Below are 19011 nucleotides of genomic sequence, written 5' to 3' on the forward strand. Positions count from 1 at the left end.
TTTTCAGCTTGAACGTAAATTAGATAGCGGCTGGCGCAGCTATGACGGCGGCGCTGATTACAGAATTGGGTGTTGGTTCATCCACTTGTTCAATAGTGAAGTGAACTTTGTCAAAGTAGTCCTGCGGAACATCGATAGTAATGTGAACCTGTAGCGAGACGGTCACCATGTAACGCTCTTGCCACTGGTTTTCGCCATTAATCATTGGGGCCTGAATAGCCTCAGAGCTGTAAAGAGGTGCCACTCGCTCATCAATGGATTTAATGAGGTCATATGCATAGCCAGTGCGAAATAAGGTCTCCAGAGCAATAGCCCTATCCCCAGCGTTATCACCGTAGATATCAATCTGAATATCAGCCTGCCTAACCTCAGTAAAGCCAATGGCGCTTGTTGTTGGTGAGCCGGTATCTTTCTTGATTTCTCGGCTGGTTGAGTGACGCTTAAATCGCAATGGCGTCAGAATGCAAAACTGGCCCTTATCCATTGGAACCCGGTTAGCCTGTGCTTGCTCACACTTACCGATGAATTGTTCTGCAAAGTCAGCCAGCACATCAATCACGTTATCAATGGTCATATCATTCATGGCGTCACCTGCAACTGGACAAGCAATCGGCACCAATCTGGCCACAACTCAAGTGGGTCAATAACAAGCCATTCTTCACTGCCAATAATAAAAAGGTCACCGCCGAGCACTTTTTGACGGTTCACGCCGTAAAAATTCCCATCAACATGAATCGATTTGAGCAGTCCAGATATGTTTAGCCCGTCCACATGCCTCAAGTCGCCAGCGGATAGAGGCTGCAACTGAATAGTGACCGGCGCGTCAGGGAAATACTTGGGGACCTGTTTCCGGCCCTCACCATTAGTGAAACCATCAGACCGGCGAACAAGTGCAGAAATAAATGGGTTTACGCGGTTAATGGCAGGTTTAACTATCCGATGAAGGTTCAATTTCTCCCACCTCGTAATTGACATCTCCGATCATGACTTTAGTGTCAACCAAAGGCTTATCAGATTGGTTAGGGAGCACCTTTCTCGTTTTACGGATGTGAAGAGTTACATCAGAAAGTTTTGGCTCCATGAGGGTGGTTATAGATTCCTGTACATCTCCTTTGATTTGAGCGCCCACAACCTCAAGAACTTGCGTGGTATCAATTCCAGCGCGAATCCCCCTGGCTACCGTTTCGGCCCAATCTCCAGACTTTTCACTTATCGCGTTACGAAAGAATGGGCGAGGCGGTTGGTTATTGCTGGGGTTTCCGTACTCGTTAATTGCCGCAACCATTGCCACGCTAGTTCCGTCTGGATATGTAGAACCATCAACAAAGCCAACCTTTACTTGCTTGGATTCCAGAGATTTGCTGACCTGCTCCAGAAACTCGGTTATCTTCCCCGCCATAACTCACCCCGGATAGTATTTCGCCATGCGGTAGACTTTTGTTGCCTGCCAGAAATCCATGCCATATGGGCTCTGCGTGTACCACATGTAACGAAATTCCACCGCCCCAGCATCAAAGGAAGCTGATGCGCTTCCCTCAGATGCTGATGCCAGGCGACCAACAATTCCCGTACCACCGTTACCTTTATCATCACCAAATCGCATGTATGCCAAATGCGCCATAAGCATGTAGAGCAGACGCTCGCGCTTTATGACGTCATCGACTAATGAGAATTCAGAGTTTTTAAGGTAATCGGTGGCCTGTTCAAACAGGTAAGGGAGTTGTTCGTCGGTTACATTGGAGAACTCAGGGAACATAGCGCGGAATTTCGTGATATTTAACATCACGATTGCCATGCTTAATCCTCTTTTTGTGGTTCCACGCCGCCAGTTGTTTGCGATGCTTGCTCAAGTCCTGTCTTCACTTTCGCTCGTTCAAGGCTTGCATCTTTAGCTGATTCCTCATCAGAAACGGCAAAGATAATCCCGTTTTTAATGAACTTAGAGTCAGCGTGATTTTTTTCGAATGCTTCCCATGCTTCTGCAGGAACATCCTTCGTCATGCCAAAGCCATTCACCAGCACGGAGGTGTTAGCCCCCGCCAAGGTAATGACTTTATCATCATGCCGAAACGACAAGCCGCAAGGAAGTTTACAGCCGATAACATAGGTGGATTTTTTAGCTGCCATCTTAAACTCCGAGCATTTGAGCAAACAGGAACGGCTGAGTGATTACCGCGCCGTAAGTGGTGCCGGAGTGTTTCTGTTTCCAGCTTGATGTCATAGTGATGATTGGATGTGCGCGAAGCTTGTCGCTATATGCACAATAACCAGCCTGCTGACCTTGGGCGGTTTCAACGAACATCTGCACCAGCTCACCCGCATCCGTATCGTACTGCGGCGCAACTTCAATCCGGATGTTAGTGAAGGTGTCTTTAACCATCTTCTCTACGGTATTACCGAAGATTTCGTTAGCGCGTTTGAACCACACAGAAGCATTAGGACTCATCACCAGAACCAAAGGTGATGCCATATCCACACCGTCACCTACCGCACCATTAGTGCGAGCAATCAGATCTGCATACAGAGCGAGGACATCGTTGTAAATATCCACTACCTGCTTATCTTTCCACAGGGTTTTACCATCAACGGTGGCTGGAGTGATCGGCGTCGGTAGTGCTGGGTCATTCAGGATGCCGTAGTTGCGCAAACCTGACACGCCGTAGAAGTAGAACTTGTTCTGCGCCTGATTCAGCGTCCATGCAGCCGCACGCTGCTTCTCTGCCACATATGGCAACATAGTTAAACCATAACGTTCTTGCTCCAGCTCGCCATAAGTGACCATGGTCTGATAGCGATATACTTGTCGGTCTTCCCATCCAGGTGTAACTTGGTTACCACCTTGTTCGCTGTAATCGTCATACGCTACAACATGACCAGATTGTTCAACGCGCTGGATCATCAATGTATCTTGAGCCCACGCGCCTTTTTTCTTCTCGCCCAGAATATCGACGGCCTTTTGCTTGGCGAAGATAGTACGGACGATTTCAGGATCAATGAATGAAGAAACGATTGCCGGAATACCGCCGTTAGGTGGCATACCTGGCTGAACATCAGCATCCATTGCAAATTTAGTTACTGAGGATGGCAAGAAAATGCCACGCGATTCGGCTTCCGCTTTAAAGGCTGCGAAATCAGCCTGAGTCAATTGAGGCATTATGCTTTGCTCCATGTAGAGATAATCAGTAAATCACCAATAGCGGCAGGGCTGGCGACATACCAGTCTGTTTCTACTGCACCAGAGATTGTTGCACCAGCCGCGCCAGTTGCCAGCAGGCCCGTAGCAAGAACTGCAAACACCTTCTGACCGACTGTCGCTACAGTTGTAGAGATAGCCAAGAAGTCGCCGCCCACAATTACTGATGCTTCACGGCCTGCTGAAATAGTCATGCTGTTGCTTTGCAGATAATCGATAGTGGCATTGGCATTGTTTTGTACGAAACCAACGGGCTTTCCAGTGCCAGTGTTATCCAGTCGTAACGGGTTGGTGGCATTACGCCATGCGAACCGCGCCATGATTAAACCGCTAGTACCGGCTTGGAATGCACCGGGGCCACCGGCTGCGGCGATAATTGGAGATGTTGATGCTGGCTGTCCTGCCTGACCGACACCGGAGTAAAGTTCTACGTTTTGTTGGAATGACATATTATTTGCCCTCGAAGTAGTTTTTCACGGCAGTGCGCGAATCGTGGCTAATTGGCGCTGCGTCATTTGCCATCGCAGGGCGGGAGTAAGCTTTGAACACTGATTGAAGTGCGGCTGATGGTAATGTTGCGTGGTCCGTGCATCCCATTTGCTTCAGGGCTGTACGGTAAACCTCATCAGCGCTATCACAGGCCAGATCACCAACAACAGGTCGAACATCACGTTCAGCTTGGCGAAGGGCTGCAAATCGTTGCTCTACACCTTTAATTGCTGAGTCCATGGCTAATTTACTGTCGTTTGCCATTTTCTCTTTATCGGCCTTATCATCTTCGTCTTTGGCTAACTTGTCTTTCTCAGCCTGTTCTTCTTCATCCTTCGCGAGCTTTTCCTTTTCTTGTTCGGTCATCTCGTCCTTCGCTGTTTTTGGGTCTTTGTCATCATCTTTAATGATTTCTTCGACCTTTTTTTCAACTTCTTCTGGGTTGGCGTCATTAGCCAGGAAAGGCAAAATCTTCGCCATAAGTTCTTTTGCTTTTGACATCAGTTTGAGTCCTGTAGGTAGTGAGTCATATACAAATACATCCGGGCCAGCCCGGCCACTTGGCACGATTGCCACATGGTTACAAACGATGTCACGCATAACGCCATCGTATGGTTCGCCCTCGTACTCGCCCGGCGTCATGTCGAGCCGATAACGGTATGAGGATGAGATTTCACGCTGCTCTTTATTCTCAACGCCGATAATCGAATTGATGTCGTAAATGCCCATCGAATTCTTCAGATACGGAGCTTCGTACACTGCGTCGGTGCCAGTAGAACCAATAATGTGTTCTTTGGGCGGGTCAAGTACCGACACAGCGATGTGAGTGTCTAGAACTGGTTTATTGTTGAATGTTGGCGCGGATTTTCTGAGCTCTTCAGGGTCACGCAGCAGCCGATATGCCTTATCAGGATTAAGCCCTAGCGCTTCCCAGTCTGGGATCTCTTTGCCGTAGTAGACGCAGACGTTAGCCTTGCTGATAGGCGTCAGTTCAACGTGAAGCATCCCGTCAACGTCATAGCGGCGAACGCTCGCCTTATCGAAGGCAAAGACATTTTTATCTTTAGCCATCTGATTACCTTTATTGGCGTATTTCATTTTTACTGTCACTGGTTGCCCCGGTAATTTCCCAGGGTGAATGCTGACAACCTCTAATTCTGCATTGCGGGGGAGTAGTGTTTCACTTTCATGCTTGTTGCTTGATAGTTCGGTAACATTAAGCCCCTTGGCCCCTACTTCTGGATCAATCTCCAACATCACGCCGCCGACGCTAAACATTCCTGCTATCTTTTTCTCATTCGAAGTGGATAAAAATGCAGGGTCTGATACGGTCATGCCCTTCTTTATATTCCCATCGGGAAAAAGCTTTTTCGCATCATCCTTGCTCATTCCACGATAAAGAGTCTCGCCACTCAGTGTTCCCTTATCGACAGCGCTATCAATTCTTTTGACGTCTGGATCAGATGAGTCGCCTTTCCTAAGTTGATTGTTTATCTTGAGAAAGTTGTCGCCCGAATAACTGGAGATTGCGGATTTTTCATTGCTCGATAGTTTTGCTTTGGCTTCTTTCTTCTGGGATTGTTGATTGGGGGTAATTTTTCCTTCCGCACCCTCGACGACATCACCCTGACCGTTTACTTTTACGTGAGCTCCATTAATCGTGATCCACTTATCTTCATCCTCAGCGAGCAAATATGAGTTTATTTCGCTCATGTTCTTTCCTGTTTTTCAGGCAATAAAAAAGGCCGCCTCAGCGACCTTGTTGATTTTGTATTTGTCAGAATGGCAATACTGGTTTCCATACACACCCGCAATTCCACTCTTCTCCCGGCAACACATACTGCCCCTTGTCACCGATTGGTAACCCCTTATCGAGGTCGAACTCCTGCCCGTTAGCATGAACGTGCTTCTTGCGAGGTTCGCTACCGCCGCCACTGTGTAACCAGATGCCCCGCTTAATCCCTGCTGCTTGTTGCCTTGCGTTGGATAGTGCGCTGGTAGCCTTGCGTACTTGGTCGCGCGCAATGAACTCAGCACGCCTGCGAGTAATGCCATGACGCTTCCCGAAGTTAGCCTCAATCTCATCAGCTAAACCTTTGCGATCGCCGCCTTTGGCAACTGCTCGAAATACCATCCCTTCCACGTCAGTGAAATACTTCTCAGGTATTGAACGAATAAGAGAAACATTTTCAGAAATGATAGCCTCTCGCTTTTCGAGCATAGCCTCAGTCCACTGCATGTTAATTGTTACTGAGTCTTTACGGGCAGCAGCAAGTAATGAGCGGTCAACAGCCTCGCCAGTCTTGTTTGTCACTGATTCGGCAGTAGGTAGCGCCATTTTAATGAAGCGCTCCACCCACTTCTTAGATAGAGCACGCAAAGCACTACGCAACAATTGAACCGGGTTGGCATCCATCGCCAGTGGGTTATCTTCAAATATCGGGACGATTTGCTTCTTAACATCGTCATTCATTTCTCTGATAACAGCCAGTAACTCTCTGCGATACCAGATGATGTTACCGGCGTTATAGTTGACCGCCCGAAGGCTTTTACTCTTCTTCGGTTTCCGGTTCATAGTCGCCCTTCAGGTTTTCGAATCCTGCGCCTTCAATGCTTTTCAGTGCGTCTCGCGCCTCTTCAGAGTTAATCAGCATGCTATCAGCAGCAGCAACCACTGTTTCAACGCGAGTCTTGTTGGTGTTAGCTCGGTCATCATCACTGATTTCATCAAGCGGTTTAAACTCGAAGTAGATGTCGGGTTTCAGTTCGCCAAACTCTGAAAGCTGAATAATCTTGAATATGTTCTCAATTGCTCTGCGATAGTCCAATTCTTGCGAGCCGGATATCGTTTCGTGCCATGTCTCAATCTCAGCATCACCACTGGCATTCAAACCTGCTGGGGCATTGCCAAACATCTTCAGGTTGGTGGTGCGTGATGGTATGCAGAGCTGCTCTTGGTAGTTAGATAGGATGTTTGACAGTTCGCTAAGAGATGTCTGCTGATGGGTCAGTTCTTCACTTGTGTCATGCACCCAAAGCCCGAAGTTGTCTTGATACTTTATGAACAACTTAACGCGCTTATCGAACTCACCGGGCTCCTGTAGCCGAGCATCCATGTCGGTTTTCAATCCACGCATGCGCAATGTCTTGAGAATTTTAATAACGTTCTTTTTAGCATCACGCCAGTCAACAACGTAATCTTCCATCAGCTGCGTTAGAGACAGTCCACCAAAGTTATAGGATGGTTTAAGAATGTCAGGAACCGGACGGCTAACGATATCGATGAATCGAGACTCATGTACCGTGTCGCCCATTACGAACCATGCTTGAGGCTTGTAGAAATCAGGTCTCAATGGCTTGCTTGAGTTGTACATCGCCGGATAAACCCAGTTTGGGTCTATACACCGGAAGCCTTTCAGTGATCCTTTAGTTATCTTGCGCGGGTCAAGAAATAGCGGTTTTGCATTCTCTATATCGTCAGCGCCAACATCGATAAAGATGTGTGCCACGCCATATTCTGAGTCCTGCCTTACGGCTTCGTGAATCAAGCGCTTTATATCGTATTTGGTCAGCGCTAAATCCATCAGTTCGATATCAGGATCACCCTCTTCCGTGCTCTTCACCTCAATCCAGTTACGCGTCATCTCATCAGCCATGATGGTATGCATGTTCGCATACTCAACCTGCTGAGACATTGCCGCCAAAATCGGGTAGCCACGAAAGCCAGAATATTCACCACCAATCGACATGCTGTTGATGACATCGTAAGGCGTGGAGTCCATAGCTAGAGCAGATTCTTTTTTGCCCTCTGGAATCACACCAGGTAGCGGCTCGTAACGTTTAAACTGAGCAAATGGCTTCTCGTCATTCGCAGCAGATGCCGCTTCAAGATGCGTGCTTGTAATTTTCGCCAGTTCCCGCCGAGGTGCTTGCACGGCTTGAGCTGTTCGCACAGCCTTCTTTCTTGTCATGTCAAAATCTCGTCAGGAATGATGAATGGTTTATTTACCGGGGCAAACGCCATGATGAACGAATCAGCTATGTTTGGTGATTTTACGTCGCGCTTTGCTAAGTCCTTTTTTGACTCAACTTTCACCCGGCCAACGTTATCGAAATCCCTCATTGGGATAGAAAGTTCATATTTGAGTTTTTCGATATTAGGCATAGCCGAATCAATGCTTATCAGTTCATCAACCTTATATGGGGGAGGTTCTGCACCGTTCTTAATGGCTGTCACAACTTGATAAGTTAAGCGGAAGCGATCAGCAACAAGCCACCAAGCCTGAGCCTTCAGGTTGGCAAAGAAATCCTTATTCTTTATTTTTGGCTGATAGAACTTCTCAGGAAAATTGACAGACGCCCCAGCGTTGAATTTTTGATAAGAGTGATATCCGAGCTCTTTGAACTTGGCACCGGCTGCTGCACCCACGCCGATAGAGTCATATATGATTTCTGCGCCAAACTCCTTGGCAGTTATGTATGCTCTTGTGCAGCTTTTTAGAAGCTCATCTTCTTTCCCTGCCCACTCATCACACTGGTATGCAACTGATCCTTTGGCATAGGTTGTAGCACACAGGTCACTGCCGCTATCTGCAATATCAAAGCCAAGTCGCGGGCGTCCATTGTCAGAGAATCCGATAGTTTTGTGCGCGTCGATTGCGGCAATTATCCAGGATGATTTGATAACACTCTCATCGTCGTCACTTCTTGGCATCCCCAGATACACGTGGTCGAAAGTATCTGGGTTTTTAATCCTGTGGTTCTCGATCACATCAAGCATTGTCTGAGAAAGGAATTGGTTCTCATCGTAATTAATGTGCCTAACGAGAGTATTGGCAGGAGGGTCCACTACGAAGTGACGCCAAACGAAATCTGACACCAAGGACGGGTTGAACAGCAACCAGCACTCAGATCCTTCCTTTCGGATTGTGGGCTCTAAAACCTCCCACTGAGCCTCAGTTAATCCATGACTTTCTTCTGACCAAAGCACATCAATAGACTCGATAGATTTTATCTCGCCAATATGACGCCACAGTCCATAGAACATGAACTCACTGCCAGTGCGCCGATGAATGATCTTGTTATCCAGTATTTGGAATTCACCAAGCAGCCCGAATCGCTCTATCTGAATTTTCAGCAGCGCATAAACGGACTCTTCTATCTTATTCTGAATCTGACGAACGCAGAGGAAGCGGAGTTTGTAGCGCTGGGAAAGGAAGATAGCCATTCCGGCAGCATCCCAAGACTTAGAAGAGGCTCGTCCACCACATAGGATTTTATTACGCGCCCTCGTAGTCCAGAACGGTCTAAGCGCAGGGTTAAGAGTTGCCGCCATAGAAATCATCTAACCCCTTCGGTTCTAGAGAAAGTATTCCAGAAATTTCCGTTCTCTCTTTGAATGCTTGCACATCGACATGCTTACCTAGCAACTCAAGGTTCTTCACCTTGTCAGGCCACTTAATCTTTTTGAGAATACCGGCCATCTCGCGTGCACCTCCCTCGCCTGAGTTTTCGAACATTTCCGCGACATCAAACCCTGAAATATAGCGCCGCCATGTAGGAGGCCATTCACTAACAGGTTTAAGAGAGAGGTCATCCTTCACGATATCAAGGACATCCATTTGGTCGATTTCAACTAGGCGGCGCAATACGTAGGCGGCGTCAATACCCACCTCTTCGTTGCGCGCATCCTTTAATTCAATGATGCGTTCTGCAATGTCTGGTTTTGTGAGGTTTTCGCTGCCTATCTTCCGGGCGGTCTTTTCGCTGTAACCCGCCCTGATTGCTGCCTGTGTGGCATTGAGGTCTTTCAGGTACTCACGGGCAAACAGCTCTTGTTTGTCAGTGAGCTTTGCCATTTTCTACTCCGCGTAGGTTGCTACCACTCTGAACGCATCAATGTAATCTTTTTTGATTGCGCTAATTGATGGGGTGACCTTGTCTGTAAAACAATAAATAAAATCAACATCCATATCTGGAGTTTCCTGCCTCATATAACCAACTCGCACATATTGAGTGCTATGACATGGCCGAATCCATAACTCGAAACTTTCAATAACATTGATTGACATTTTTCAGCACATCCCACTTTCCACTCTCGGAGGATTTCTAACCCGACGAGATATTGTTCTTTAAACGATAATGCCAGCAGCACGTAATGACGTTAGCAACGCATTAAGTTGATTTCCTGCGCTTGTGCCATCTGCGGCTACCGTGCAATCGGCAACAGTTGCGGCTTTCTTTACACCACCTAACACTGTTGGTGTGGCGGCAGGCAATACATATGCATCGCCTGAAGTGGCGACTTTTACAGTCTTTCCAGATTGGTGAATTACATTAGTCGTCATGGGGATTCCTTTATGATGTTTTATGTCTGTAATGATTGAGAGCCGTTGTGAAAGTGGCTCTCAATCTGTAACCAATTGATTTATATTCAAAGTGTGATTTAACACTTTGGGATATCAGGCCGCCAACCGGTGTTGCTCTTCAATGAGCGGTGTTTTGTGGTTTCGCTCAAACATCCTGGTCAGCTCAGACTTACGCTTTTCAAAGTCCCAGCCCATATTGATGAATACCGTGTCTGCACGCTGAAGCTCAGTAATGGCCCGGATTTGCTCAGCGGTCAAATAGTCACGAATCGCCTCGGCCTTTCCGATTTCATTCTCTTTCCTGAACTTCGCAGAAGTTGCGCCAAGCACAATGCGGTTTATCAGGTTGGCTTCATTGCTGAAGTGATAATGTTCAGCCTCTTTCCCTTCCGCTTCTTTGCTGATCTTGATCGCATTGGTCATTGGTCGGTATTCAACCCTAGCTAAATCCCGCTCTGCTTGAATAGCCGCTTCACATTTAGCTTTTTCCCGGTAAGCAATAAAACTATCAACCAGACGAACCTGACCATCCCTTGCTTTCTCGCCGCCGATGAATGGCATTGCGATCAGAAAACCACGCTCAGTAAGTTCGTAGCATGGCTTTGCTCTGTTCATTTTATCTACGTATGAGGTCTCCTTGAAATCAAGGGCATCTAAATGTTCAGAATCAATCAAGGAGCGAATGTTTTGCATTACGTTATCGTGACGACGACCAAACTCTATTGCGATTACATCAGTGCTAACTACTGGAGTGCCTTTAATGATTTTAATCAGGTGTTTCATCGTATTTCCTTTTTGGGATATGAGTCAGTTCTCCAGATATGGACAGCCCAAGAGCGGCACGATGAAAGCCACCGTCCTATCCCTGCCTCATATCCCGAAAAAGACTCTTGGTTTTTATTGCGCGGAGAATGCGCGGTGATTTACTGCCAATAAAAAAGGCCCAGTCGTTAAACTGAGCCTTCATGTTCTTTGTTCGCGGCTTTGCTACTCCTCTCGGCGTTGCTACACCACTTCTCGTCTTTCCGAGCCGCCAAGATAGGCCCAGTGAAACAGGCGATCACCTCCATCTAGAGAAGCTATCTATTCCTTGTCGGGGGAATTCTACTTAGCCAGGCACACGTTAGTGATATACGCCTGCAAGCCGTTTATTTGGCTGGTTGCAATTCCGATTCGCTCTCTGAGACTGATATAATCCCGTTCAGCGGCGTTAGTAAGTCTGGCGCTGGCATCATCAGGGACGCTGGCGGGGCCGGTGGTTTTGGACACTGGCTTTGAACATGTTGCGTTGAGCTGCAACCGCTTAGTGCCATTAGCGATATCAGCACGAAGGCGCTCATTTTCAGATTTGGCATCTGCCAACTCCTTGGTGTGTTTGATATCGATAGCGGCTACGGTTTGACGCTGAGTTTCTATCTGGTCGAGAGTGGCTTGTTGCTGCTTGGCTGCTTTGTTTAACTCAGCTACATCACGATTGAGTGATTGCACTCTGTAGTGGTAGTAAGTTAGTCCAAATAGTGAAGCTACCAGCACAGCAATGAGTATTGCCGTTACGCGGTTCATGATAGAAACAGCGCCCTTTCTCGCTGACGTCGCGGTAACAATCTCTCTGGGTCATTACCGGCTTTCTTCCACATAAGGAATGCATCAGCAGCACCTTTGTAATCACCTGCGTTAAGGCGCTTCAGCACGGTAGAATTAGCGAATGCGGTCGGCCCGATGTTGAATATCAGACTACACAACGCATCGTACTGGTTCTGAGTAAGGGGGGATTTCACGTTAGTTGCGATGGACTTTTCAACCCAGGCCAAATCAGAGCACAGCAACTCAGATGATTTGTCTTTGCTGATAACCATGCCAACAGCAACCGGCTTACCATCAACCACGCCAGTATGCCCAACTCCAACAGTCGGGATGCCGCGAGTGTCTTTATAGCCGATGAGCTTTTCACCCTCTTCGACTTTAAGTTTGTTTATTCCGTTATTACTGATTTGCATCATCGCCCCCAACCTTTCGGCTAATTGCGCGAATAGCAATACCACGTAGCTTTTCGACACCAATGAAGCCAACCATCCCACCAATGAATGGCGAGGCGCTTATTGGAATGCCAACAACGTCTAGAGCACTTGAGATACACAAAGAAAGAGCGCCACATAAGACGCCCTCAATCCATTTATTCTTTCGGTCAGTTCCGTCATAAATCAAACGCCCATAGCAAATTAATGCTGCTAATCCAGCGCCTGATATTTGAGGCCATGAGGCTTTTACCCCGTTAAGAATCTCTGACCAAAACCCAGGGTCTTTTTCATTCATTTTACGATCCTGCATACTCTGGCCCCTACATCTACCCCACCAAGGGCATCTATATAGTTCCGGTCGTTTTCACACAGAACTCGTAACGCCCCGATTTGTGCCCCCCAAGAATCACGCTTCCATATTTCTACTGTTGATATCAGTTCATCATCAGTTTTTGAATTAGCCAATCCATAAGCAACCACTGCGCGAGGAAATGCATACGCAGCAGAGTTAATGCGTGAGTTAATTTCTGTTGCGACATACGAAGCTAGGATTATCGCCAGCAACCAAGGCGAAGAACTCACGAATCCCGTTTTTATAAAGTCAGGTAATTTCACAAGGATTCTCCTAGTCTTGTGTAGGTAATAGCTCACCGCCGTTTCCACTTTTCGCTAGAGGGTGTTTGCGGTTGATTGGTGTAGGCGGGAGCTAAATCTGGAAGGGAAGGCAATCGCAAATCCCTAAAATGCAAAAAGCCCCGACCGGTTAGAGTCAGGGCTTTAAATTGGGTTGGCGCTCGTTTAAGTCAGATACGGCACCTTACCCTCTAATAGTGGCTCATTGGCTCACTGATGTCAACACGTTCTATGCAACTTTCTTTATTTTACCGACACGTTTGCGACTGATGAAAGCATGTTGCATTGGTTGGTATAACATCCATACCGCCGCGTCCAATATTTCATCCACTTCACGGCGGCAAGTTATCAGTGACGGTTTTTTCATCCGATCCCCGCCTCTCGTTGACATCTTGCGGGGTTTTGCAGTCGCGAAGTAGTACGATGCAATTGCTCGCTTGGATGCCCCATGAGAGTAATAACTAATCAGAATGCCGAGGGCCTTTGTGTCAATGCGCATAACGGAATCTACGACCTGAGAAATCAACATTCCGTCATCGTCATTGCACATCGGCCTTGATGGGCTGCCCTGCGGTTCTACTGTCGCCATGTACTGAGCTATAATGCTGCTCATGCGCTTCTCTAATCTCCCTGAATAAACCCATGCGCCCCACAGTTCAAGCCATCCATTGACCCAATCATGCTGTTCTTTGGTTAGTTTTAACTGAGTTACATTCATGCTGACTCCAATTCAGTAATTGATATTGATAGCCGCCCACCCTTTTCAATCGGCTGCCGCCTAACCCTGAAATCATCTATCTGCTCGTCGTCCTGCATAAATCCAGCGTGTACCAGCGAATCAAAGACGGCCTTTTGCAGGTTGTCTAAGTCACGGCGGCGGCGGTCTGGTACGTGTGCTGATATTGATACTTTGAGTCGTGCGGAGGTGTGGATATCGAGGTTTAGCTGTTTGATGGTATCGATTACTGCTTGTCGGTATTTGGTGCCTTTCTCGCTGATGTAGTGCCTTCCCCTTGAGTGTCGCCAGTAGGTGTTAACACTGGGCGGCCAGGGTAGGTCTATGTGATATTCAGTCATATCTTCACCTTATTCTCCGACAGCAGAATTGCCTGTGTCCTAACCATTCCCTCCAGGTGAGCCAGGTGAGCACTCTCGATGTCCATGATGTGCGTACGCCGATCTATCTCGTCATGACACGCAGAACAGCACCATGCGCCGAAAAGGTCAGGTGGCTTGATTCCGGTACCGCATATTCCCGATAGCCGGTAGTGGGCCAGCACCACAGTTTCGTTGTTCCCGTTACAGATACCAGGCAGCCTAACTTGGCACTCTCGGCCTCTAGCCTCTTTGCGTAAGTTCGCCATCTCTTTTCTCCTTCGCTGCTTTATCAATGCATTTCTGATGAGCGTAAATAGAGCCGTCAGTCATTGGTTTGAAACAGAGCGCGCAGACGGAGCGCTGTAGTTCAAGCATTCTTTCTACTCCTGAGTCTTAGCCAGCGTTTAGCTAATAACGGATAGATAGCGTCATATGTGGGTATTTCGCTGGCGGGGATTGGGGGTTTAGGCTTGGTTCGAGATGTCTTGCGGAAGATAAGATTGTCTATGGCTATCTGGGTCGGGCTACGTTGTCGGCTCATTCATGCCGCCTTCCTGATTTGCGCAGGAAAATCCAATAGGGCCATGTGATACCAATGAAAAATGCCCTTGCATATCCAGTGACTGTTTCTTTACTGCCTTGAATGTCATGAGCCCATTCAGATACAACGCCAGCCATCCAGAAATAAGCTGCGACTAATATCAGAGTAATCATGCTGCCACCTCAGAAGTAGCTATAAAGTTGGTTGATAATGTTCTGGTCTGTCGTGCGCCCGAACAGGTGTTTTATTGCGGCGTTAACCATTGCGTTGTAGCAGCGTTCGAACTCGTCAGGCTCCATGTTCGCGTAAGCCAAGCTCTTTGCCTCCGTCCTGACATCACCGTTTAGCCTTACTGTTTGCTCATAGAATCCCGCCAGAATGGTTAAGTCCTTTCTGAATCGGTCAAATTGAGTTGATTCATCTGCGCTGGCCAGCGCCGTTTTATCAGCAGACCAGTGAGCAAAACAGAAATTGAAGAAGGAAAACATTTTTCGATGGAAGGCAGGATTTCGAGTTAGCTTAATGTCGGCGGTGTACATCTCACCGTTTTTGAACTTGGTTAACCTGGGTAAGTCATGATCGAACGCTGGAACAAAAACGCCACCGGCATTCTTGACCATATCGATTTGCATTGGTCACTTCCGAAACATCATGATGGTTAAGCCGTTTTTGGTTACTGCTTTTAGCGTGTCACTCTCAGTTAATTCACCAAGATTGAAAGCGTCGTACAGCTCGTTAATAGCCTTCTGCTTTCGCTCTTCTTTCTTGCGCTTATCCCATTGCTTCCAGATATTAATTCCAGCCCATCGGACTGATTTTGAAATGATGTAGAAATAACCTATCAAGGCCAGCCCAATATTCAGGCAAGTTAATATTTCATCGGCCATAGCGGCTTCTCCGGCGCGGCGGCTATCATGGCGCGATAAGCATTGCACATATTCACGTCGTCATCCTCGTGGCCGTTGGGCGCGCTATCCCATGCATCTCGCATAGCCTTGGTAATTTCAGTCGGCACCAGCTTGTATCCATCCGGTGTGTGATAGTGTGTGATAACAGTCGCCTCTGTCCCAGGAAAAGATGGGTCAAAGCCACTGGTATTTGGTGCAGTAGCTAGCATTAAGCGATAGATGCGGTGGTACTTTTCCGCCGATAATCGACCGTCAATTATCCTTGCGGCATCAGTCATTTCTTTAGTTACTACGTTGGGAACCAGCTTCCAACCTTCCGGCATCTCCGGAGAGTTCAACTGTGGGGTGGTGTAGAGCGGGGACACTGGTAGTCCAGAGCGCTTTGCATACGCCTCTACAGTGTGCGAGTTATACAGAGTCGCATCACCAACTACCCAAGCAACAGGCTCAGCCCTCTTTGCAGCTAACGCGATTCGGGCCAGTTCCATTTGCTCGCTTCGAGTTAATCCGCTTTCTAATGGATGACGAATAAACTCTTCCAGTCTCTCTACAGTGAAACTATCTAATTCTTTCATCAGCATTTTCTCTCATTCAGTATTCTGTCGTGATAAACAATGGCCTTGGCTTTAGTGGCAATCCGCATCCCTTCAATTTGCTGCTTAGCAACCTTTGACCAATGCTGGTTATCGTCAAAGTAATAGCTATGCGTGAAAAGAATCGAATCCATTACATCAAGTGCTCTCTTTATTCGGCTTGGGATTACTTTCATTCACTCTCTCCCTTGATTCGAATACCTGCAGTGCGGAGGGCTCTAGCGGACTGAATAATCCCATCGTTAAGCCCTTCGATGTAATCAGTGTCATTTTCGCCATCGCCGCATAGCTCAGGCAACTCCACCTCGATGCTTTCGCGCGACGCTTGCCATGCCGTCCGCATATCGAGCACTGATGCCTTGGCTAAGTTGGTTAACTCGTCATCGTCGCCACACTCAAATGCAAGACGATAAGTCGTTGGCATTTTCGATTTAAGCCAAGCTTCAAAGTCAGACTGCGATTTAGTTATGTCCATCAAATATCTCTCCCATATTTCCGGCCCTGTGGCGCTGCGGTTGATTTACCCTTGCAAATGTCGTGAGCACTTTCCTGATCTGTTGGCAGGAAGTGACCATTTTTGAAGAGTTGATAAACAGTTCCGAGGGTGCCGAATCGGTTTTTAGTTACGATGATTTCGCCATAAGGCGCGGCTGGGCTGTCTTCGTTGTAAACAGCTTCGCGATACAGCATCACGATAGTGTCAGCGTCTTGCTCAATACTGCCTGAATCACGCAGATCGGCATTCGTTGGTCGGCGCTGGCCAGCAGGTCGTTTTTCCACATCACGCGACAATTGACTCAGGCAGATGACAGGGGTTTTCAAATCCTTCGCCATTGCTTTGAGTGATCCGGTAATGTGGGCGATAGCTAAGTCGTTTCTCTCTGCCTTTGGCTTGGAAATAAGTCCAAGGTAATCAGCCAGGATGAGAGATAACGCTGGGTGCCGTTGCTTATGTCTTTCAGCAATGCTGCGCATCTGTTCAACGTTAAGCTTTGATGCATCAACAACCCAAACATCAAGCCCCTTGAGCATCCCAATGCCTTGAGAGATCCGCGCCCAATCTTCGTCACCCATTCGGCTTGGCTTTCTCAGGCTAGACACTGGCATGTTGGACGCTCCAGCAATTGACCTTTCGATAACCTGATGGGCGCTCATTTCCATTGAGAAGATCAACACACCACGACGCTCTACGATATCGCCGCGAGTAACGTATGAATCAGCAACCCCCTCGGCAATCTTTAGCGCCAACTCTGTCTTACCCATCCCCGGCCTGGCAGCAACAATCATCAGGTCTTCAGGGTTTAGGCCGCCGGTGATCTCGTCCAGTTCGTCAATGCCAGTTTTCAACGTGTCGGATGCTTCACCGTTTTTGAGTCGCCGCTCCAACACATCAGCGTAAGACTCTAAAAGCTCATCGATGTGGGTTGGAATTACTTCAGTGCTTGGCCTCCCCATGCTGTTAACTTTGGTCATGAACGCTTCAATTCCTGCAAGCGCCTGCTCATAGTTATTGGATTGAGTAATGCTGTCGTAATTAGTTTCCATCAGCTTGGAAAACTGGCGGATCAGGTGGTATTTACTCACTACCTGCGCATAGCCTTTTAGGTTGGCGGCGCTGGGGCAGCTCTTGGTGGTCATGATGATGTTGGAGAAATTACCCTCCCCCATAGCCTCGGCAACCATCAGGCTATCAATCAGACCGCGAGTGGAAGCTTGCCGCTTAATCTCTTTGAACGTCTCACGGTACAAAGAAACGGTGAAAGCATCCGGGTCTACTGTTGCCAATACTTCGTTTGCATCTGGCGTGTACCCGCTTATCAGCAGACCACCAATCACACTGGCTTCGATATCAATATTAATCACAGCTCACCCCTTCTCACTTTCCGTAGCGTTTCTGGTTTCATCAGGTATTCAAAGCTTGCCTTCCAGCCGATCCCGTCAGGACCGCCGAAATAGAAATCTCTGGCATCTTCGATAAACCCAGCAAAATAAGCCCTGAAGCCCTCGACATTTTTCTTTGCCAAGTGCTGAGCTAGTTCACGAATGGCTATCTCCCGATCCCTATCCAAATCAGCCTCTGGAAGTTTCCCGGCGGTAACCTCGTTGTAAGCATCAATAACGGCTTGGCAGTCAATATCAACGCTGCTTTGAAGCCATTTCTCAGCATCGGATAAATACCCATCGAACCGGGTTACGGCACAAAGGCTTTTTGGTTTAGGGCATGAGTTACCGCGACGCTTCCAGACCGTTAAGGCCCAGCGAGTGACTAAATTCAGGTCTTGCAGGGTGTAAGCTGATCGACTGGCTGTTGCTGTTAGCAGGGTGAGATATGGCTTGGCATCACGACAGGTGCTTTTTGATATCTCGTTGTAATATTCCAAAGCCTGTTTTGCCTGATTTAAAATCTCTTTCACCTCCTCCCCTTGGGGGACTATAGGGGGTATATCTTTTAAATTGTTTAAAACATTCTTGTTATGTTGGACAAATGGTTGGACAGAACCTTGGACAACAACACCCTCCGAGACCAGTAATGGCGAGGCTTTGGGTTGGACAAATGGTTGGACAGAACCTTGGACAGATTTTCCAGACTGATAACTGTCATAATTTATAATGGTAAACACCGTTCCGAATGGCGTTCCCCTCTTAGAAATCATCCCCTCATTCTCAAAAAATAACCAAAGCCGCTGAACTTCTTTTACCGGTAATGGCTCCCCTTTCTTATCGAGCAAGAGCAATGAAAATACCTTTGCTGTAGTAACTAATTGACCTCGCTCTAAAGGCCATTCTCTGTCGGCGAATTGCTGTATGCGAGCCTTATGACTAGCCCGGCCAATTAGCTGAACCCATGTAGCAAGCTTTATTGGATCACGCGCCCAGTCAGCAAATAAAGCGCTTCTGAATATAGCAACATGGCCTTGTTTCTGATTCTCCATGTGGGAACCCCTGCGCTGAACTTGCGCTGGAAATTGAATGAGATTTTCAGCGGTGTTACTCATTGGCTTTCCCCTGCATAGACTTAAGCTCCTTGAATTTCTCAACGAGCTTGTGACCGAATATTGGATTGTCCACGCAGACCATGACTAATTCGTCTGGCTTTGCAGAACGCTGCTGAGTAACATCGCTTCTATTGCTATTTCTTTGTTTCTTTCGCATAATTACTCCTGTTGTTT

31 protein-coding genes are annotated in these 19011 nt (G+C 47.6%); all 31 read right to left on the reverse strand.

What is annotated here, in order from left to right; translation table 11 throughout:
• Positions 1-19: 19 nt before the first annotated feature.
• The 31 genes from V1956_RS15395 to V1956_RS15545 all read right to left on the reverse strand — a co-directional run bounded on the left by V1956_RS15395 (position 20) and on the right by V1956_RS15545 (position 18994).
• Positions 20-583: a phage neck terminator protein gene (locus V1956_RS15395; RefSeq protein ID WP_442825302.1), complete on the reverse strand. Its 564-nt coding sequence runs from the start codon at positions 581-583 to the stop codon at positions 20-22.
• A complete protein-coding gene (locus V1956_RS15400; protein WP_442825303.1) occupies positions 580-951 on the reverse strand; it encodes a hypothetical protein in 372 nt (123 codons plus the stop codon). Before V1956_RS15400 ends, V1956_RS15395 begins: the two co-directional genes overlap by 4 nt.
• Positions 929-1399 carry a hypothetical protein gene (locus V1956_RS15405; RefSeq protein ID WP_442825304.1) on the reverse strand — a complete coding sequence of 157 codons (471 nt, stop codon included), beginning with the start codon at positions 1397-1399 and terminating at the stop codon, positions 929-931. Before V1956_RS15405 ends, V1956_RS15400 begins: the two co-directional genes overlap by 23 nt.
• Positions 1400-1402: 3 nt before the next feature.
• A complete protein-coding gene (locus tag V1956_RS15410; RefSeq protein WP_442825305.1) occupies positions 1403-1795 on the reverse strand; it encodes a DUF4054 domain-containing protein in 393 nt (130 codons plus the stop codon).
• Positions 1796-1797: 2 nt separating this feature from the next.
• A complete protein-coding gene (locus tag V1956_RS15415) occupies positions 1798-2127 on the reverse strand; it encodes a hypothetical protein (protein ID WP_072083847.1) in 330 nt (109 codons plus the stop codon).
• Position 2128: 1 nt separating this feature from the next.
• The gene (locus V1956_RS15420) at positions 2129-3154 is read right to left on the reverse strand and encodes a major capsid family protein (RefSeq protein WP_050875796.1); all 1026 of its coding nucleotides are present in this window, start codon (positions 3152-3154) and stop codon (positions 2129-2131) included.
• Positions 3154-3642: a structural cement protein Gp24 gene (locus tag V1956_RS15425; RefSeq protein WP_442825306.1), complete on the reverse strand. Its 489-nt coding sequence runs from the start codon at positions 3640-3642 to the stop codon at positions 3154-3156. The genes V1956_RS15420 and V1956_RS15425 overlap by 1 nt, the downstream gene beginning before the upstream one ends.
• 1 nt (position 3643) lies before the next feature.
• The gene (locus tag V1956_RS15430; RefSeq protein WP_442825307.1) at positions 3644-5395 is read right to left on the reverse strand and encodes a DUF2213 domain-containing protein; all 1752 of its coding nucleotides are present in this window, start codon (positions 5393-5395) and stop codon (positions 3644-3646) included.
• A 64-nt stretch (positions 5396-5459) separates the two neighbouring features.
• Positions 5460-6257 (reverse strand): phage head morphogenesis protein, encoded by a 798-nt coding sequence (locus V1956_RS15435; protein ID WP_442825308.1) that lies wholly within the window; start codon positions 6255-6257, stop codon positions 5460-5462.
• Positions 6232-7653: an anti-CBASS protein Acb1 family protein gene (locus tag V1956_RS15440; RefSeq protein WP_442825309.1), complete on the reverse strand. Its 1422-nt coding sequence runs from the start codon at positions 7651-7653 to the stop codon at positions 6232-6234. The genes V1956_RS15435 and V1956_RS15440 overlap by 26 nt, the downstream gene beginning before the upstream one ends.
• A complete protein-coding gene (locus V1956_RS15445; protein WP_442825818.1) occupies positions 7650-9017 on the reverse strand; it encodes a PBSX family phage terminase large subunit in 1368 nt (455 codons plus the stop codon). Before V1956_RS15445 ends, V1956_RS15440 begins: the two co-directional genes overlap by 4 nt.
• A complete protein-coding gene (locus tag V1956_RS15450; RefSeq protein WP_442825310.1) occupies positions 9001-9540 on the reverse strand; it encodes a terminase small subunit in 540 nt (179 codons plus the stop codon). The genes V1956_RS15445 and V1956_RS15450 overlap by 17 nt, the downstream gene beginning before the upstream one ends.
• A gap of 273 nt (positions 9541-9813) precedes the next feature.
• Entirely contained in the window at positions 9814-10029 is a 216-nt protein-coding gene (locus tag V1956_RS15455) for a head fiber protein (RefSeq protein WP_050875803.1), read from the reverse strand.
• A gap of 114 nt (positions 10030-10143) precedes the next feature.
• Positions 10144-10833, reverse strand: coding sequence for a Rha family transcriptional regulator (locus V1956_RS15460; RefSeq protein WP_420072522.1), 690 nt, complete (start codon positions 10831-10833; stop codon positions 10144-10146).
• A gap of 321 nt (positions 10834-11154) precedes the next feature.
• Positions 11155-11616 (reverse strand): lysis protein, encoded by a 462-nt coding sequence (locus V1956_RS15465; RefSeq protein ID WP_442825819.1) that lies wholly within the window; start codon positions 11614-11616, stop codon positions 11155-11157.
• Positions 11610-12047 carry a lysozyme gene (locus V1956_RS15470; RefSeq protein WP_442825820.1) on the reverse strand — a complete coding sequence of 146 codons (438 nt, stop codon included), beginning with the start codon at positions 12045-12047 and terminating at the stop codon, positions 11610-11612. The genes V1956_RS15465 and V1956_RS15470 overlap by 7 nt, the downstream gene beginning before the upstream one ends.
• Positions 12034-12363: a phage holin, lambda family gene (locus V1956_RS15475; protein WP_042806439.1), complete on the reverse strand. Its 330-nt coding sequence runs from the start codon at positions 12361-12363 to the stop codon at positions 12034-12036. The genes V1956_RS15470 and V1956_RS15475 overlap by 14 nt, the downstream gene beginning before the upstream one ends.
• A complete protein-coding gene (locus V1956_RS15480; protein ID WP_442825311.1) occupies positions 12360-12683 on the reverse strand; it encodes a hypothetical protein in 324 nt (107 codons plus the stop codon). The genes V1956_RS15475 and V1956_RS15480 overlap by 4 nt, the downstream gene beginning before the upstream one ends.
• Before the next feature lie 247 nt (positions 12684-12930).
• Entirely contained in the window at positions 12931-13419 is a 489-nt protein-coding gene (locus tag V1956_RS15485) for an antiterminator Q family protein (RefSeq protein ID WP_442825312.1), read from the reverse strand.
• Positions 13416-13778: a RusA family crossover junction endodeoxyribonuclease gene (locus V1956_RS15490; RefSeq protein WP_442825313.1), complete on the reverse strand. Its 363-nt coding sequence runs from the start codon at positions 13776-13778 to the stop codon at positions 13416-13418. The genes V1956_RS15485 and V1956_RS15490 overlap by 4 nt, the downstream gene beginning before the upstream one ends.
• Entirely contained in the window at positions 13775-14065 is a 291-nt protein-coding gene (locus V1956_RS15495) for a DUF1364 domain-containing protein (RefSeq protein ID WP_042562425.1), read from the reverse strand. The genes V1956_RS15490 and V1956_RS15495 overlap by 4 nt, the downstream gene beginning before the upstream one ends.
• 101 nt (positions 14066-14166) lie before the next feature.
• Positions 14167-14340 carry a NinE family protein gene (locus V1956_RS15500; protein WP_147658587.1) on the reverse strand — a complete coding sequence of 58 codons (174 nt, stop codon included), beginning with the start codon at positions 14338-14340 and terminating at the stop codon, positions 14167-14169.
• Complete coding sequence (locus tag V1956_RS15505) at positions 14337-14513, reverse strand: hypothetical protein (protein ID WP_442825314.1); 177 nt, start codon at positions 14511-14513, stop codon at positions 14337-14339. Before V1956_RS15505 ends, V1956_RS15500 begins: the two co-directional genes overlap by 4 nt.
• A gap of 9 nt (positions 14514-14522) precedes the next feature.
• Positions 14523-14972 (reverse strand): DUF1367 family protein, encoded by a 450-nt coding sequence (locus tag V1956_RS15510; RefSeq protein WP_442825315.1) that lies wholly within the window; start codon positions 14970-14972, stop codon positions 14523-14525.
• Between the two features lie 3 nt (positions 14973-14975).
• Complete coding sequence (locus tag V1956_RS15515; protein ID WP_442825316.1) at positions 14976-15227, reverse strand: DUF4752 family protein; 252 nt, start codon at positions 15225-15227, stop codon at positions 14976-14978.
• Complete coding sequence (locus V1956_RS15520; RefSeq protein WP_442825317.1) at positions 15209-15823, reverse strand: hypothetical protein; 615 nt, start codon at positions 15821-15823, stop codon at positions 15209-15211. The genes V1956_RS15515 and V1956_RS15520 overlap by 19 nt, the downstream gene beginning before the upstream one ends.
• Positions 15823-16017, reverse strand: coding sequence for a hypothetical protein (locus V1956_RS15525; protein ID WP_442825318.1), 195 nt, complete (start codon positions 16015-16017; stop codon positions 15823-15825). Before V1956_RS15525 ends, V1956_RS15520 begins: the two co-directional genes overlap by 1 nt.
• Positions 16014-16316 carry a hypothetical protein gene (locus V1956_RS15530; RefSeq protein ID WP_442825319.1) on the reverse strand — a complete coding sequence of 101 codons (303 nt, stop codon included), beginning with the start codon at positions 16314-16316 and terminating at the stop codon, positions 16014-16016. The genes V1956_RS15525 and V1956_RS15530 overlap by 4 nt, the downstream gene beginning before the upstream one ends.
• A complete protein-coding gene (locus tag V1956_RS15535) occupies positions 16316-17701 on the reverse strand; it encodes a replicative DNA helicase (RefSeq protein WP_126286904.1) in 1386 nt (461 codons plus the stop codon). Before V1956_RS15535 ends, V1956_RS15530 begins: the two co-directional genes overlap by 1 nt.
• The gene (locus tag V1956_RS15540) at positions 17701-18837 is read right to left on the reverse strand and encodes a hypothetical protein (RefSeq protein WP_442825320.1); all 1137 of its coding nucleotides are present in this window, start codon (positions 18835-18837) and stop codon (positions 17701-17703) included. Before V1956_RS15540 ends, V1956_RS15535 begins: the two co-directional genes overlap by 1 nt.
• Complete coding sequence (locus V1956_RS15545) at positions 18830-18994, reverse strand: hypothetical protein (protein ID WP_442825321.1); 165 nt, start codon at positions 18992-18994, stop codon at positions 18830-18832. The genes V1956_RS15540 and V1956_RS15545 overlap by 8 nt, the downstream gene beginning before the upstream one ends.
• Positions 18995-19011 lie beyond the last annotated feature (17 nt).

Origin of the sequence: Yersinia sp. 2540 StPb PI (assembly GCF_052217165.1) — a bacterium.
Taxonomy (GTDB): domain Bacteria; phylum Pseudomonadota; class Gammaproteobacteria; order Enterobacterales; family Enterobacteriaceae; genus Yersinia; species Yersinia enterocolitica_E.